Below are 16,512 nucleotides of genomic sequence, written 5' to 3'. Positions count from 1 at the left end.
TATTGGAGGTTTTTTTATGTTAGATATTCAACAAATACAAGAAGTTATTAGACATCGTTATCCGTTTTTGTTAGTGGATAGAGTATTGGAATTAGAAGAGGGGAAGAGAGCGGTAGCCATTAAAAATGTAACGATCAATGAAGAATTTTTTAATGGACATTTCCCGAATTATCCAGTGATGCCAGGTGTGTTAATTGTCGAAGCATTAGCTCAAGTAAGTGCCATTATTATGCTCACAAAAGAAGGAAATCAAGGCCGACTTGGATTACTGGCGGGTATTGACAATTGTCGCTTTAAAAAACAAGTTAAACCTGGTGATCAATTGCGTCTTGAAGTGGAAATTACACGCTTAAAGGGTGCCATTGGTAAAGGGCGAGGAATTGCAACAGTTGACGGAGAAATAGCTTGTGAAACAGAGCTTATTTTCGCATTTGGAAGTTAAGCCTATCCGATTTAGAGTACTGCAATGATTTTTTTGCAGTACTCTTGTTCATTATTGAAAGAATTTTTTCAGTATTTATTGAATAATATAATAAATGGAGACTTCGAATGGAGGCGGTTTCATGAACTATCCCTTAGCGCTATATATAGCAACTTGTGTCATGCAATTTATCATCCTCACAAATATTACAATATTCAACGGTCAATGGGATGGGATAACAATGTGGCTATGTACTGGAATGTTTATTTTTTCAACGGCGATTTTCATCTCAAGCAGATCAAATAAAAGAAGTTCTAATGAATAACAACCCTAAATAAAATAAGACGAAAGAGTTGATAATCACAAAATCAACTCTATTTTTTTGACCGAAAAATTGAATGTGATGTCAAAATGGAACTTAATTCATTTTACTACAGTGTAAATATTGTTACAGAATAGACATAAAAACCCAAAAATAAAAATATTGAGGAAAGCGTTTACATGTATACTTAAATTAAAATAACGAGAACTAGGGGAGATTTTATATGTCGGAAAGTACACCTTTTATAAAAGATGTTCATGATGTGAAATTTTCAATTATAATACCTGCTCATAACGAAGAAAACTATATTGGAGGGTGTCTAGAGTCGATTGCAAAGGCAGCACAACCATATAAAGAACAAGTAGAAGTTATTGTTGTGTTAAACCGTTGTACCGATAAAACGAAAGAAATTGCACAATCCTACAATTGTGTGACATTGGAAAATACCGATAAAAATTTATCTAAAATTAGAAATGCTGGAGCCGCGTTAGCAAAAGGCGAAATTCTCGTTACAATTGATGCTGATACTCGAATGACAGAGCACATGCTAACTGAAGTTGAAAAGCACTTAGCATCCAACCAATTCATTGGAGGAGGCGTGAACGGAAATTTTGAAAGAATGTCTTTAGGTATAGTAGTATCTAGCATGCTACTAATTGTTCCTTTACTGATTAAGTATGGTTTTATTTCTGTAGGGATTTTTTGGTGCTATAAAAAAGACTTTCAGGCAATAAATGGTTTTAATGAAAATATGCTAATGGCTGAAGATGCTGATTTTGCTAAGCGTTTAAAACAGTGGGGCAAGAAGCACGGTAAAAAATACGGAACGATTAAAAATGGAATGATTACTTCGTGCAGACGATTTGACCATTATGGTGACTGGATGTTACTAAAAAGGCCAGATGTGATTTTAGCTTATATAAAGGGCACAAATGAAAAGGCTGCGAATGAAGCCTATTATGATGATCAAGCGAGATAATGAACCATCTTTATTTCAACATAATAATTCTTAAACCACTTCGTTCATCAAACGAGTGGTTTTTATGTGTGATTCTTTGGATTTTCTAAATAATAAGACTTTGCATGATAGTGTAGAGCTGGTCTTGGTCTTGCAATTGCCAATGAAATAGTCCGTGTTCATAGAGGAACAATATGAGCTTCAAGTACTGTTATGCTTCCAACGAATTCTTAAGAAACCTTAAGAATTCTTTCATAGATTATTAAAACAAGAACTCCTTCTTTTATGTTTCAATAGAGGTTAGATAGAAGGAGTTGTTTTTATGTTTAAAAGAAAAGGATTTTATAGCTTCATTTTACTGATGATTATTTTTCTGGTGTACATGTTTGTAAAAGAATATCCATTCCAACAAATAGATAATCCTCTGCTGGAAATGCCCAAAAAAGGTGAAATAAATCTTCATGTAAATTTACAAAGCTCAAATGCTATATTAGTGAACTTAGACACAAATAAGATTTTACTGGACAAAGATAGTGACGAAATCATTTATCCAGCTTCTTTGACGAAGATCATGACGGTTTTAGTTGCAATTGAAAATATCTCGAATTTACAGGAAAAGATTATCCTTCCTAAAAGTATATTTAAAAATTTATATGAAGAAAATGCTTCTATGGCAGGCTTTCTTCCTAATGAGGAGGTAACAGCAGAAGATTTACTTTATGGTTCAATGCTACCTTCAGGTGCGGATGCTTCTATTGGCTTAGCAGATTACATTACTGGATCGGAGAGTAAATTTGTAAAGTTAATGAACGAAAAAGCTAAACAACTAGGGATGAAAAACACACATTTTGTGAATGCAACAGGACTCCATCATCCTGATCATTATACGAGTGTGAAAGATATTTCGATACTTTTACAATATGCTTTAACTAATAACACCTTTCGAGATATTTATACGGCGGAAAGATACTCAATAAAGTCAACGAATCTTCATACAGAGGGAATGACGGTGACGAGTCGAATGTTTAAAAATTTGAAGGCTATTGAAAATACAAGGGGTGAAATAATTGGCGGCAAAACTGGCTACACAGAGCAAGCAGGATTATGTTTAGCGAGTTTAGCGACAATTAAAGGCGAGGAGTATATTCTAGTAACAGTAGGTGCTCAAGGTGATTCACGAACAGAGCAGTTCAATATTACGGATGCATTAGCTGTCTATCAACAACTTTACTAAGGATCTTTATGTACGTTTCCCGCAGTCACTAAACTTCCAATAAAATTTTTATCCAAACTAACATACTACCTTTCCATCCCTTCATATAATTTAAATATCTGAAAAATTTGGGTGACTATGTTTTAGTTATAAAAGAGTTTTCCTAATAAGGTCATTAAATCAGGTAAACCAGTATGAGAGGATGAGGGGTTTGAAGCATCCCGGCACAAATGTTTTTGAAAATAAAGAGGAACTATTCGTACCTGAAAAAGCATTAGATAAAGATTTTTGTGATCGATTAGTGAGAAAAATTCATAAAAATATATTGAATGAAAATATAACAAACGATGTTTATATGTCCTATTTCGTCATTTTTGATCAACAATATAATTTGCAAGAAATTCGTTTTTTACTAGATGTTTTAAAATTGCAAGCAAATGAAATTATTAGATCAAAGCCGATTTTTATTACATTATGTGGTGTCATCTTATCATTGATTACAATAATTGCCTCAGCAATCAATATTAAATTGATGACTGGGATTTCACTTGTCCAAATCGTCGCTCTAGCAGTTTTAAGTTTTAATTTAGCTATATTGTTTATTTCCTATAAAATAGAAAAAGAATATAAAAAAATATATGAAGTCATTAAATTAATTGACTATTATTTAAGTTTTTATAAATAGCTAATTTCAATAGCAATAGGGGTGTGAAAAATGTGCCTAGAATTATAGATCAATTACTTTTTTGGATTGATAACATTCCTAGCGAATTTCGTCATATGTCTGAACTAGAGATTTCACAACGATCAGCGCCTCAAAAGTGGTCAAAATAAGATTAGATGCGACTCAGCCATTATTGATCTGGATAGGTTCATTAAAATACAATACGAAAAGCAACCCTTTCTATTAACACCGTATGACCAAGTTCATTGGGTGAAAATTCAAGGGTATCAAGAGTTTACCTTTTAATGAAATATGGGTGAGCTTAAATAAAAAATTATATATGTTATGAAAAAATTCCTAATGAAAAGCTTGCTCTAAAATGTGGCTTTGAAAATAATCAACTAAGAACTCTACAGTGGCTTAGTCAAGATTATCTTGAACATTTGGAACATCATTTGAAACAGAAATTTAAAATGAATGAGCAGTTTTTGAATCGTTAGTAACAGGATTCGCTATTTAGTCAGTGATAAAAAGTATCCTACGTTTTAATTCAAAATCCTCTAACTGCTATTACTGAAGTATACACTGCAACAAAAAATCAAAAAAGAGCATTTTTTTTAACATTCCTCAAATAATAAGGTACTAAATATTTTATTTGAGGAAGTGAAGATTTGAAAAAACTCCTGTTTTTATTGCCTATTTGCCTTTTAACTGTTTCCTTTTTTAATGCAATAGTCGGCGCAGAGAAATATGAAAATAAAGGAAGGAAGTATTATGAAGAAGCAGGACAAATTGTCTGGGAGATCAATACGGATGAAAAAATTGTTGCCCTTACTTTCGATGATGGTCCACATCGGAAATACACATCTCAGATTTTAGATGTATTAGCCAAATATCATGCGAAAGCTACTTTCTTTATTGTTGGTCAAAATGCGCAAAAAAATCCAGAGGTCATATCAAGAATGTATAAGGAAGGTCATGAATTAGCCAACCATACATTTACGCATCCTCTAAGGACGAATGTGCCGAATTTACTAAATGAAATAAATCAAACGAATGACGTCATTCAGAACATCACAGGATTTAAGCCTACTCTATTCCGACCTGTTGAAGGACAGTATTCAGATTCAATGATTCAAGCGATTGCTAAAGAAGGATATAAAGTTGTTATGTGGTCATGGCATTTAGATACTTTAGATTGGAAAAGTCCAGGTACGAATAGAATTGTTAACACTGTGCTAAATGGTGTCAAAGAAGGAAATATCGTTCTTTTTCATGATGGAGGCGGAAATCGTCATCAAACCGTAAAAGCAATAGAAAAAATAATTCCTGAGCTGGAAAGGCAAGGATATAAATTTGTCACAGTTTCTGAATTACTCGAAGTGCAAAATAAAAAAGACAAAAACAAATAGGCTTCAAATATGTACGTTTGTTTTTAAATTTAGAATTTCAAATAATATTTTTGTTAAAATTAATAATTTTTTTCCGTTGGGAAATCAGGCTAAAGCTGTAAATAGCCTGATTTTTCATTTTCTAGAAATGATAGAGCAACGTGAGTGAAGCGGCTTATTGGACGCCCCCAGAAAGCCATGTCTGTGCGAAAGTGAAGCGATAGCAACAAATGCTTTTATCTGTGCGAAAGCGGAGCGATAGCACAAATGCTTTTAACTGTGCGAAAGCGAAGCGACAGCAACAAATGTTTTTATCTGTGCGAAAGCGAAGCGACAGCAACAAAGCGCCCAACCGGAACGGAAATCAATCATATATTTTGTTCATCATTCAAAAAAGGTACAATTACCCTAAAGATACGAGGGGGGTTGGTATTGTTGTGTAACGTTGAATTAGTTGAATGTAATAATGAGTTTTTAGAGGGAACTGGGAGTTTTTGTCTTAGAAGTAAGAAGAAATCAAGCGGATATTTAAATAAGAACAAATGGCTGAACAATAGATTTGAGGAAGGCTTGAAATATGTGCAAGTAATCGACAATAAAAAACAAGTTGGGTTTATTGAATATACAGAAGCAGAAAATTCCTCAAGAGTGGTATATGCAGACGGTTATTTAGTGATTCACTGTTTATGGGTAAGTACAGTTGGAAAAGGTTACGGAACTCGATTAATCAATAAATGTATAGAAGATGCCAAAAAGCTAGCAAAAAAAGGGGTTGTTGTTATTACGAATTCAAAAACGTCATGGGCACCAAGTAAAGAGATTTTTTTGAAAAACGATTTTCAACTTATAGATACGGCGCCCTATGATTTTGAATTACTTATCTACCCATTGAGCAACGAAGTCGAACAACCATATTTTCCGAATGATTGGGAGGACAGATTAAAAAAATTTAACGACTTAACGATTTTACGGTCATTCCAATGTCCATATGTTGAAATCGCAACAGAAAATATTATAGCTGGTGCAAATAAATTGAATATACAAGTTCAGCTTGTTGATCTTAAGGATAGAGAAAAGTTGATGGCATTATCACCCACCCCGTACGGTATTTTTTCTGTCATTTATAAAGGGCAGCTTCTAACTTTTCATAGACTAACAGTACATTCTGTTATAAAAAAATTAAAAGAACTGAGTTAAAAACGGCTCAGCGCTCACCCAAAATAGTCAATAAATTTTTAGTGCGAATATATGGTTATTAATGCTTATAAAAACATAGTAGAAGTTACAAAAGGTTCATAATATAGAGTGAACTTAATATCTATTTTCGAACTCAAAAGGTAAGATAGTATGATTAAAGTTCAATGATCCCGCTTTTTAATTATGACAAAAAGAAGGGGGGGAAACCTTTGGTAACAATACGCCAAAAACTAGTATCTACTTCACAAGCAATGAATATTACAAATGGTAAAAATAATGCAAAAAAGTATATTGTCGTTCATGAAACCGACAATACGAGCGTTGGTGCTGATGCTGACGCACATGCACGTCTACAAATAAATGGTAACAATAGGGAAGCTAGTTGGCATTGGCAAGTAGATGACAAAGAAGCTGTACAATCCTTTGAACATTTTTGGGAGTGCTGGGCAACAGGAACGTATGTTGGTAATAGTCAAGGGATTCAGGTGGAAATTTGCGTAAATAGCGATGGAGATTATTTAAAAGCGGTGGACAATGCGGTGAATCTTATCGCGAAAATTGTAAAAGATGAAAATATAACAATTCAAAATATTGTTCAACACTATGATTTTAGTGGGAAAAATTGCCCTCGTAATATTCGTGCTGGAAAAGTACCTTGGTCACAATTTATCGACATGGTAAAAAAAGCTGGAGATACTCAAATACCTCCAGTAGAAACACAAAAATATCGAATTTTCACGGGAACGTATAGTATGCTTACAGCAGCAGAAAGCGCGGCACAGGTGATGAAAAAAACATTCGGTTGGCTTGTTTACATTGAGCAGGACGGTGCAAATTATCGTATTAGAACAGGAACTTTTACAGGAATCAATGCAGCTAAAAATGCAGAGGTGAAAATAAAAAATGCTAAATTGGCGCAAGTTACGTATATTAAAGATGCATAGGAGGATATGTAATTTCTAATATTCTATGAGGATTTTAGTTGACTGCTTCGAGGAAACGGGTAAAATAGAAAAGCAGTACCATTATATACCTTCAACTTAGCAGATAATAGAGGTGCCTTTAGAAGTGCTTCAAGGGCACCTTTACTTTACAAAATCTAAAGCAATAACATCTACATAGAATAATGTGCCTAACAATATAGTGACTAAGAATGCTGGATTTTATGAAGATTGTTGTAGGACAAGATTTGTCGTGAAATTTTGACAGTCTTTTTCTTTTCGTCTTCTCTATAACCTGTTAAGATGGTAATAGTGTGACAACAAGTTAGTGTATATGAGAGTGGTGACAATCAAGATGGATGAACAGAAAAAAGATAGTATAGAACAGCAGTCAGAACAAACACCCCCTACTGAAGTGAAACCAGCAGGACAATTTATACAAATGAAACCGTTTAAATTTATTATGCTGATGTTCTTTACAATCCTTATTACTGCAGGCTTAACAATATTTGCGTTAACATTTGGAGATAAGAAAGCAGTGGAAGTAAAAGTACCGACTGTGCGTAAGGAATTTTCAAAATTGTACGAAGCCTATGATTTGCTTAAAAACAACTATTACAAAGATATCGACGATGCGAAAGTGGTCGATGGCGCAATTAATGGCATGTTTGACGCTTTAGGTGATCCGTATTCTGATTTCATGGTGAAGGAAGAAGCAGATCAATTTAAGTCTGGTTTGTCTTCTAGTTTCCAAGGAATTGGTGCGGAAATTCAAGAGCGTAACGGCTCTATTACAGTTGTGTCACCTATTAAAAATTCACCTGCTGAAAAAGCGGGGCTATTACCGAAAGATATTATCTTAACTGTAGATGGAAAAAGCATTCATGGGTTAAGTGCATCTGAAGCGGTAGCTCGTATTCGTGGGGAAAAAGGCACACCAGTAAAATTAACCGTGAAAAGGGAAGGAAACGCTGAGCCTCTTAATATGACAATTGTCCGTGATGAAATTCCGGTTGAAACAGTTTATGGTGAAATGCTTGAAGGGGATATTGCCCATATTCAAATCACGTCATTTAGTGAAGATACAGCAAAAGAATTTGAGAAAATTCTTGCAGATTACGAAGGTAAGGGCTTGAAAGGTATCGTTTTAGATGTACGCCAAAATCCAGGTGGTTACCTAGATGCTGCAATAGAAATTTCGAATTTATTTGTTCCAGAAGGTAAACCGATTGTCCAAGTACAACAAAAAGATGAAGAGCCGAAAATTACCAATGCTATTGCTGGTAAAAAATATAATATTCCAGTAACAGTCCTTGTTGATAGCGGCAGTGCTTCTGCGTCTGAAATATTAGCTGGAGCATTAAAAGAATCTGTCGGTGCTAAAATTGTTGGAGAAACATCATTTGGTAAAGGTACAGTGCAAAACGTCACACCATTAAAAGATGGCTCTAACCTAAAATTCACAACAGGTAAATGGCTAACACCAAATGGTAACTGGATTCACGAAAAAGGAATTGCTCCAGATGTTAAAGTGTCATACCCATCTTATGCATCATTACCATATTTAGATCCATCTATGGAAATGAAAAAGGATATGCAGTCTAACTCTGTAAAAGCGGCACAAGAGATGCTAGAAGTTTTAGGATATGAGCCTGGTAAAGCAAACGGTATTTTTGATCAAAACACAGAACGTGCAGTAAAAAAACTGCAAGCTGCAAGTGGTCTTGAAGAAACTGGCGTTTTAACTGGCGATACAACGTATGCTTTAATGGATGCATTACGTGCTAAAATAAAAGCAGATGATCCTCAATTGTTAAAAGCAAAAGAACTGCTTACTGGTACACCAGCAAAAACTGAGTAAACTACAAACTAACAAAGTAGCTGTCGCAGCAGGCGTCTCAAGTGGCCTTTTGCGACAGCTTTTTTTATCGGAGGTAATAATTGTGAAGGACGTATACTTATTTAGTGGCTTTTTAGGTAGCGGAAAAACATCCATGCTAACAGATGTTATTCGACAACTAAAGGAAAAAAATTTAAAGCCTGCTGTCATTATGAATGAGCTTGGCAAGCTTCCATTTGACTCACAGGCTGTGGAAAAGGATATTCCGCTAAAGGAAATGCTAGAGGGCTGTATTTGCTGCTCTGGCGCTGAAAAAACAGAGGCACAAATTCAATCTCTTCTATTAGATAGTGACTTTGATGTCTTAATTATAGAAACAACTGGTGCTGCACATCCTGTTGAAGCTTTAGACGCTGTTTATTCACCGTTATTTGCGGAACAGTTAAATATCAAAGGAATTGTTACGGTTGCTGACTCGAAGCTGTGGTTAAATCGAGAAACATTAACCCCACAAGTGCGCTCCTTATTTATGGAGCAAATCCGTCATGCACATTTATTGCTGGCCAATAAAACGGATTTATTAACAGAGGCAGAGCAGGCACAGGTTGTTTATGAGCTACAAGGCTTTAATCCTCATGCCTTTATTTTGCAAACTACAAATGGTCGAGTACCGTTACGTTTATTAGAAGATTTAAAGGCAACAGCTCAGGTGGATAAACAAGACGTTGTAAAAACCCCAATAGCATCAATGCATCTCGGTTCACGATTAGTTGAATTTAATGACGTTGACTTTACACAGGAGCAATTTGAGGATTGGGTACGCACATTGCCTGAAACCGTGTATCGAATGAAAGGTTATGTGCCATTAGAAGGTGTCAAAAATCCTTTCCTGTTTCAATATGCGTATGGCATGGTCCAATGGCTTCCAGAATACGTAAAAATGCCTGCGAAACTCGTTATTATTGGTGAAGATGTAAGTAGCTTAAATGTTATAGGTATTAATAAATAGTAGGCTTCACTATATATAGACATATAAAATCTGCTGATTACTACTAATAGTTGTCTCGTTAAAGTAGTAATCATGGCAGATTTTTTTGTGGATTAGTAAAATAAAGGAGGACGTATAGCTACTTGAATATTGAAAATATTTAATAGTTTTTTAGAAGTGTCAACCCTATTTGAAACGTAAGTATTTCATAGGCTGGTGGAACTTGCTAAAAATTATAGTCAAAAACCCTCTGTTTGATGCGAATTTATGTCTCCAATGGTGTTGTTAGCAGATGCTGGTAAGAAATTTATTAAATTCGTCCTTTACGATTGTTTGCAGAGAAGGAGGAATTGCAAAAATGAAAAAAACACTAACTGCAATTTGTGCAACATTTTTATTAGCAGCTCCAATTCAAATGGCTTCCGCTGCAGCAAATACTACAGAGGGGAACACAACATCAGACTGTAATAAAGTTTCTTATCATAAATGGTCAAATAATCAATGGTCAAATTATAAGTGGTATGTAAATGTACCGCAAACACAAGCACCATCAAAAGAAACTCAAGCACCAGAAAAAAATCAAACACCAACTAACAATACACAAGCAACAACTAACAATACACAAACAGCTCAAAAAGATAATGCAGCTACTGCACCAACTCAATCTAAACCATCAACAACTACTTCAGATGTGAATGCTTTTGAACAAGAGGTTGTAAAATTAACAAATGCAGAACGTACAAAAGCTGGTTTAGCACCATTTAAAACGGATGATCAACTGATGGCAGCTGCTCGTGAAAAATCACAAGATATGCAATCTAAAAACTATTTTTCACATACAAGCCCAACATTCGGTTCACCATTTGATCGTATGAAAGCTTTAGGTATTACGTATAAGAGTGCAGGTGAAAATATTGCACAAGGTCAACGTACACCTCAAGAAGTAGTACAAGCTTGGATGGATTCACCAGGTCACCGCGCGAATATTTTAAATGAGAAATTTACGCATATTGGTGTTGGCTATGTGAAGTCAGGTAACTACTGGACACAACAATTTATCCAAAAATAATAATAGCTTTATTGAATAATAGAGTGTCCACTAAGACGTAAAAGGCTTAGTGGACATCTTTTTTTATACTACATAATTGAGCGGAAATTTATGCTTGGTAGGTAGAGAGATTTTTTCACTTTTGTGTTGTAAAAAACCTTCCTTGGTGTTATTAATGTGCATAATCAATAAAGAGGCAGCTAATCGCACGAACATACACGACACAGGCGGTTGCTAATAACGCTATTCTCGAAATGAAGCATTTTATTGAATGCCGAATCAATTAAACCATACAATTAATATCTAGTATTCCTAAACTATATTGATAAATAGTCATATCCTATTATTATCAATTGAATTTAAGGGAGTAGTGAAATGGAAAAATCCTCATGCAATTGTGATTGCAACAATAATGTATTTCGATTAAATAAAGTTTCTTCATGTCCAGTTTGTTTCGGTAGTTCTGCTCAACCTCAAGTTCCTAATAATTTTACGACAGGAGCAATATGGAGAAATCCAGCAACAGAGACGATTGTGGTTACGCTTCTAAATAGAACAAATACATCTCAAACAGTGACAGTGTCAGTAATAGATTGGCAAAGTTGTGATCAAGCTGAAATGCCAAAGGACGCTTTTTTATGTGGAGAATCCCAACCTTCACTTTTTAATGGAATACCTAAGCCTCTTACATTTACTATTCCAGCTAAAAAACTCCTCACCGTTCATGCAACTCCGCAAAATGCATGGCAATCAGTTGACCCTGTTTATGAGGTGTTTGTAATGCACCCACCTGATCCGGTTATACCCTCTTTAGCTCCCGGTGACCCTGTTATCTTTAATACATGGGGGATAAATAATTCAGGAATTCCTCAAGAAGGGAATACAGTATTACATCATCAGTTTCAACGAACTCTTCTTTTTTGAAAATAACTATCCGGTAATCAAAAGTCAGGGCTCACTAAATGTGAGTACCTGAGTTTTTTTAATTTCATATTATTTTCTTTTTACAAAATGCGAGCGTTTATTCTGAGGTAATTAAAATTAAAATCAAACGTTCTAGCGAGGAGCGAGAAAAATGTTCATAGACAGTAGGTCAATGTAATAAAGTGATTACGTTTTTATTTTATATTCTAATTTTGATTTTTAACAATATTTACAATTATAGGTTCATCACAAAAAATGTGGATGATTTTTGTTAAAACGTCTACTATGTAAATAGTTGATTGGAGTGGAGACTGGGCGACTCCTCGGGGATTAGCAATAGAGGAACGAAGGCTAAAAGCATCACATCCTGTGATAGCGCCTTCGTGACCAACATCGTGTTGGCCCGAGACCCTGCAGCGCAGCGGATGTTTTCTGTGCGAAAGCGTAGTGTTAACGTAGCGGCAGCAACAAAGCGCCCGGTCGGAACGGAAATCAACCACACGTTTTGCTGTTGATCCTAATTATAAAAGTAAAGTTCTTGAAAATTTTGGTTATTTATGTAAAGATATGATTGTACTTCAAAATCGAAAGGGGATATGATTTGAAAAACACAAAGCATGTTTTTAATCCAAAAGGTTTTCGATTTAATGTATTAAGTTTGGCTGTGGTTTTAATGCTTACTATTGGTACATTTTTTGTAAGCGGGAATACAACTACTTTAGCTGCACCTGTCTCTGTGTATTTAAGTGATGAATTAACGCCAGTTTCAGTTACAGGAGATATTGAGCAAATGACACCTGATTATTTTTCTTATAATAAAAACCAATCGTTTTATAAAACACAGTTATCTATTAAAGGTGTGAAGTATGACAAAGGGATTGGCTCGCATGCAAATAGTTCAATTAAGTATAATTTGAATGGACAGTATACTAAATTTACAGTTGATGTAGGAATAGATGATCAAGTAGCGCCAGGTCATGGTTCTGTGAATTTTGTGATAATTGCCGATGGTAAAATTTTATATATAAGTCCGGTAAAAAAATCCAACGAACCAGCTGAACATGTGGAAGTAGATATTGCGGGAAAAAATACACTTGAGTTAGTTGCGTTTAATGCAAATGATAATATTGACAATGATCATGCCGACTGGGCAGATGCGAAATTGTTTAAATAAAAAATACAAGTCACTTGCGAATGTAGAGTTTGGTTTCCAGGTTGTTACCCATGTAAACCGAGATGTTATATGGGTGGAGCCAACATTGCACTGTAAAGTGTAGTATCTCGAAAAAGCAAGTACAGGATCATGACGAATTGTCTCTTTTAACGGATTTAATTTCGAAAAAGTTCCGGAGCAATAAACTAATAACCAGGCGCTCGATTGAGTACCTGGTTATTGCATGTTCTTATAATATTGCAATAGCTCTGACAGGAGCACCATCAGCATTTTCGTATTTCATTGGTAGGGCATAAAACGTGAACAGTTCATTGCCGATTTCACCGAGATTAGTTAAATTTTCAACGATGACAAAATTAGAGTCAAATAGTACTTTCTTATGGTTTGTTAAACTTGTCATTGAGTCGATGCTTATGACATCGAGCCCTACACCTTTTTTATTACTTTGAATTAGGTATTCAGCAACCTCTTCTGTCATGTGAGGGTAGTCACCAAAATACTTATCTGTTCCCCAGTATTGATCCCATCCTGTATAAAATAAAAGAAAATCAGCTTGATCAGCTCTTTCCTTTACCTTATAAATTCTGTCTAAAGTTATTTTTTGACCTTCTGTAAGATCACTACAATCGATGACCAAACCTTTACCTACAAATTGTTCCACTGAGATTACATCTAATGTAATACCGTCTTTAAAAATATGATTTGGCGCATCCATGTGCGTGCCAGTATGTGAAGTCAAAGTTAAAGCTGTTTCTTTAAATCCGTCAGATTCATGATTACATATTATTGTTAATGATGGTTGATCAGTGCCTGGGTAGACTGTTATTTTTTCAGTTAATGTATGAGTTAAATCAATAATCTTCATTATTATACCTCGCTGTAATTAAGATTTATTAATTGTACCATTAAAAAAAGCCACTTTGTTAGGTTTAAATAACCGTTAAGCGGATAACATAGATGCGTTATTTCCAGCTTAGCGGTTTTTATATACCTACACCAAAGAGGTACAAGAAGAAATATATCTGTCGCTGCGTTTTCGGTACTAAAGACGTTTACTTAAAGAAATTAAAAGCTTCATCTATATCTTTTCGTCCGCATATAGTAAAATAAAAGACTGTATACAAAAAGTAGTATGGCTACAAGCGGATGTCACGGAATCGGAAAGTATTTAAAAAAGGATGTTAGCCTAAAAAACAACGCATCCATGCGATAACGGCTAACTGTTGTTGTTGTTGCTGTCGCTGCGCTTTCGCACAGACAAAACAGTTGCTGTCGCTGCGATAGCACTACGTTTTCGTGCAAACAACATCTGCAAACCTAAGTACAAAGTCGATTCCGGACGCAATTATGCTAATGCCTAATTGATGGAATAGGAGAATTAATGTGAAACAACAAACAATCATTTTAACCGGTGGAGGGACAGCTGGTCATGTATCGCTCAATCAAGCGATACTCCCGTCTTTACAAGAGCTAGGTTATGATGTCCATTATATTGGCTCAGACGAGGGCATTGAAAAAGAATTAATAGGCGAGGCGTTTCCAAATGTTCCGTTTTACGGTATTTCAAGTGGGAAATTGCGTCGTTATTTCTCGATGAAAAATTTTACAGATCCTTTTAAAGTGCTTGCTGGAATTATGCAGGCTTTTCGTATTATCAAAAAAGTGAAACCCCAAGTCATTTTTTCAAAGGGGGGCTTTGTTTCTGTACCCGTTGTCATGGCTGCAAAACTTGCTGGTGTTCCTGTAGTCATTCATGAATCAGATGTTACACCTGGCTTGGCCAATAAACTTGCACTACCATTTGCATCACACATTTTCACGATTTTTGAAGAAACCTTACAGCACTTACCGAAAGAAAAGGCAACTTGCACAGGCTCCATTATTCGCCAAGAGTTATTTATGGGAGATCGAGCAAAAGGGTTATCATTATGTGGCTTTACAACATTAAAACCTGTTCTTCTTGTGATGGGTGGGAGTCTAGGATCAGTTGTCTTGAACGACGCGCTCCGTCAAAATATACCGGAGCTTGTAAAACAGTTTCAGATCATTCATTTATGTGGTAAAGGAAATTACGACAAATCATTAGAGTCTATACCTGGTTACAAGCAGTTTGAATATGTGACAACAGAATTCCCGGATTTATTACATGCGGCAAACTTTATCGTCTCACGTGCTGGCTCCAATTCGATTTTTGAATTTTTAGCACTTCACAAACCGATGTTATTAGTACCATTATCTGCACAGAAAAGTCGTGGTGACCAAATATTAAATGCCAACTTATTTAAAAGACAGGGTTACGCGGAAGTATTGCAAGAGGAAGAGTTAACAAAGGAATCCTTTAAAAAATCGGTTCATGTGTTAACAGAGCGTAAAGCAGAAATGGTTGCAATAATGGAGAAAACACAAAGACCGAAGACGCCAGAAGAAATGGCAAAATTGATTTTACAATATAAAAAGTAGATTTGGTAGTCAGTGCCTAATGCAAAGTTTGTACTTAAGCACAATACAGCAATTAATAGTAGCAAACAGAAAAAGCTATGTGCATGTCTCAAGACAGAACACATAGCTTTTTTTATGAAAATCCAAAGTAGATTACATCGCTTGTTCTTCGCCTTCTGCCATTTGATTGGCTGTTGTAAGGTAGAACAAGTCTTTTGGAATTTTATATAAATTAAATTGCGCCTCACCGCTATTAACCTGTGTTAATAATGTTGGGTGACTTTCATTCGCGCTCATAATATAGGGTAGCTTTAAGGCTGCACGCTGTGATTTTATATTTTCAACACGAATACGGAGAAATACCGTATGGAAGTTATAGTCAAAAAAAAGTTCATTCAAAAAAAGCATTTTCGCCTTTTGGTTATAACCTTGCCCTTGATAAGGGAGTCCAATCCACGTTCCTAAAAAGCCTGCACCATCCTCGACATCATGAATGCTAATGGTGCCGATTGGTTGACCCCAATCATCAGTAATTGTCCTTGAAATAGCGAGTCCCTTCGCTTCTTCTTCAATCAGTTGTTTTGTCATAAACCAATATTCATCAGCTGATGTGGCTTTTTGACGGACAAAAGGGAAAACAGAAGGGTGTGATAATAGCTCATAGAGCTCTGTGCATTCATGTAGGTCTCGATGTTTAAGCATACGAAACGCCTCCTTTACTAGGGTAGTTAAAACAATTCCTTTAAAACATAAAGAAGAAAACTAAAATTCGTACTGGAATTAAAACCCAAAGAACTAGACGTTAAAACTATGATATCCATAATCTCCCGCTGTCTTACTGATTTTTCGACCATACCGAAAAAAGGCTAGTTTTTTTAATATAATATAACATTCGTACTGCTTTATGCAATCATTTTCCTCGCTAAAACAAAAAATAAGTTTATTAGTCGGTAAATTCTGAAAAATAAATAATTGCATAAATAGTTAAAAAT

Annotated in this window: 15 protein-coding genes; 13 read left to right on the top strand and 2 right to left on the bottom strand. The window is 35.2% G+C overall.

Translation table 11 applies throughout. The features are described from left to right. Positions 1 to 16 precede the first annotated feature (16 nt). The 12 genes from fabZ to PVA17_RS17155 all read left to right on the top strand — a co-directional run bounded on the left by fabZ (position 17) and on the right by PVA17_RS17155 (position 13,081). A complete protein-coding gene (gene fabZ, locus PVA17_RS17210; RefSeq protein WP_132357947.1) occupies positions 17 to 442 on the top strand; it encodes a 3-hydroxyacyl-ACP dehydratase FabZ in 426 nt (141 codons plus the stop codon). 524 nt (positions 443 to 966) lie between these two features. After that, complete coding sequence (locus PVA17_RS17205; protein WP_274068391.1) at positions 967 to 1,722, top strand: glycosyltransferase; 756 nt, start codon at positions 967 to 969, stop codon at positions 1,720 to 1,722. Between the two features lie 301 nt (positions 1,723 to 2,023). Then, positions 2,024 to 2,935, top strand: coding sequence for a D-alanyl-D-alanine carboxypeptidase family protein (locus tag PVA17_RS17200; protein WP_274068390.1), 912 nt, complete (start codon positions 2,024 to 2,026; stop codon positions 2,933 to 2,935). A gap of 190 nt (positions 2,936 to 3,125) precedes the next feature. Then, complete coding sequence (locus PVA17_RS17195) at positions 3,126 to 3,599, top strand: hydroxymyristoyl-ACP dehydratase (protein WP_274068389.1); 474 nt, start codon at positions 3,126 to 3,128, stop codon at positions 3,597 to 3,599. A 650-nt stretch (positions 3,600 to 4,249) separates the two neighbouring features. Beyond that, entirely contained in the window at positions 4,250 to 4,990 is a 741-nt protein-coding gene (locus PVA17_RS17190) for a polysaccharide deacetylase family protein (RefSeq protein WP_132357937.1), read from the top strand. 411 nt (positions 4,991 to 5,401) lie between these two features. Beyond that, positions 5,402 to 6,166: a GNAT family N-acetyltransferase gene (locus tag PVA17_RS17185; RefSeq protein ID WP_483308032.1), complete on the top strand. Its 765-nt coding sequence runs from the start codon at positions 5,402 to 5,404 to the stop codon at positions 6,164 to 6,166. Between the two features lie 209 nt (positions 6,167 to 6,375). After that, positions 6,376 to 7,110, top strand: a complete 735-nt coding sequence (locus PVA17_RS17180; protein ID WP_274068388.1) for a peptidoglycan recognition protein family protein — start codon at positions 6,376 to 6,378, stop codon at positions 7,108 to 7,110. 352 nt (positions 7,111 to 7,462) lie between these two features. Further along, positions 7,463 to 8,968, top strand: a complete 1,506-nt coding sequence (locus PVA17_RS17175; RefSeq protein ID WP_132357933.1) for a lmo1851 family serine protease — start codon at positions 7,463 to 7,465, stop codon at positions 8,966 to 8,968. An 82-nt stretch (positions 8,969 to 9,050) separates the two neighbouring features. Next, positions 9,051 to 9,956: a CobW family GTP-binding protein gene (locus PVA17_RS17170; RefSeq protein ID WP_132357931.1), complete on the top strand. Its 906-nt coding sequence runs from the start codon at positions 9,051 to 9,053 to the stop codon at positions 9,954 to 9,956. Positions 9,957 to 10,293: 337 nt separating this feature from the next. Then, positions 10,294 to 11,004: a CAP domain-containing protein gene (locus PVA17_RS17165; RefSeq protein WP_274068387.1), complete on the top strand. Its 711-nt coding sequence runs from the start codon at positions 10,294 to 10,296 to the stop codon at positions 11,002 to 11,004. Between the two features lie 354 nt (positions 11,005 to 11,358). Further along, entirely contained in the window at positions 11,359 to 11,907 is a 549-nt protein-coding gene (locus PVA17_RS17160; protein WP_274068386.1) for a hypothetical protein, read from the top strand. A 601-nt stretch (positions 11,908 to 12,508) separates the two neighbouring features. Beyond that, entirely contained in the window at positions 12,509 to 13,081 is a 573-nt protein-coding gene (locus PVA17_RS17155; protein ID WP_132357925.1) for an NPCBM/NEW2 domain-containing protein, read from the top strand. Positions 13,082 to 13,310: 229 nt separating this feature from the next. Here PVA17_RS17155 and PVA17_RS17150 read toward each other — a convergent pair whose 3' ends face one another. Further along, positions 13,311 to 13,946 carry a cyclase family protein gene (locus PVA17_RS17150; protein ID WP_274068385.1) on the bottom strand — a complete coding sequence of 212 codons (636 nt, stop codon included), beginning with the start codon at positions 13,944 to 13,946 and terminating at the stop codon, positions 13,311 to 13,313. A 518-nt stretch (positions 13,947 to 14,464) separates the two neighbouring features. Here PVA17_RS17150 and PVA17_RS17145 point away from each other — a divergent pair. Further along, on the top strand, positions 14,465 to 15,541 hold the full coding sequence (locus PVA17_RS17145) for an undecaprenyldiphospho-muramoylpentapeptide beta-N-acetylglucosaminyltransferase (RefSeq protein WP_274068384.1): 1,077 nt from the start codon (positions 14,465 to 14,467) through the stop codon (positions 15,539 to 15,541). A gap of 132 nt (positions 15,542 to 15,673) precedes the next feature. Here PVA17_RS17145 and PVA17_RS17140 read toward each other — a convergent pair whose 3' ends face one another. Continuing rightward, positions 15,674 to 16,222 (bottom strand): GNAT family N-acetyltransferase, encoded by a 549-nt coding sequence (locus tag PVA17_RS17140; protein WP_132357919.1) that lies wholly within the window; start codon positions 16,220 to 16,222, stop codon positions 15,674 to 15,676. Between the last annotated feature and the right edge of the window lie 290 nt (positions 16,223 to 16,512).

It is taken from the genome of Lysinibacillus sp. CNPSo 3705, assembly GCF_028674935.1.
GTDB lineage: Bacteria > Bacillota > Bacilli > Bacillales_A > Planococcaceae > Lysinibacillus.
This window is presented reverse-complemented; position numbering and strand designations above follow the sequence as displayed.

What these genes read in the sequence shown, in the direction of transcription:
- fabZ (WP_132357947.1), top strand. Translation starts at nt 17, where the DNA reads ATGTTAGATATTCAACAAATACAAGAAGTTATTAGACATCGTTATCCG.
- PVA17_RS17205 (WP_274068391.1), top strand. Translation starts at nt 967, where the DNA reads ATGTCGGAAAGTACACCTTTTATAAAAGATGTTCATGATGTGAAATTT.
- PVA17_RS17200 (WP_274068390.1), top strand. Translation starts at nt 2,024, where the DNA reads ATGTTTAAAAGAAAAGGATTTTATAGCTTCATTTTACTGATGATTATT.
- PVA17_RS17175 (WP_132357933.1), top strand. Translation starts at nt 7,463, where the DNA reads ATGGATGAACAGAAAAAAGATAGTATAGAACAGCAGTCAGAACAAACA.
- PVA17_RS17165 (WP_274068387.1), top strand. Translation starts at nt 10,294, where the DNA reads ATGAAAAAAACACTAACTGCAATTTGTGCAACATTTTTATTAGCAGCT.
- PVA17_RS17160 (WP_274068386.1), top strand. Translation starts at nt 11,359, where the DNA reads ATGGAAAAATCCTCATGCAATTGTGATTGCAACAATAATGTATTTCGA.
- PVA17_RS17150 (WP_274068385.1), bottom strand. Translation starts at nt 13,946, where the DNA reads ATGAAGATTATTGATTTAACTCATACATTAACTGAAAAAATAACAGTC.
- PVA17_RS17140 (WP_132357919.1), bottom strand. Translation starts at nt 16,222, where the DNA reads ATGCTTAAACATCGAGACCTACATGAATGCACAGAGCTCTATGAGCTA.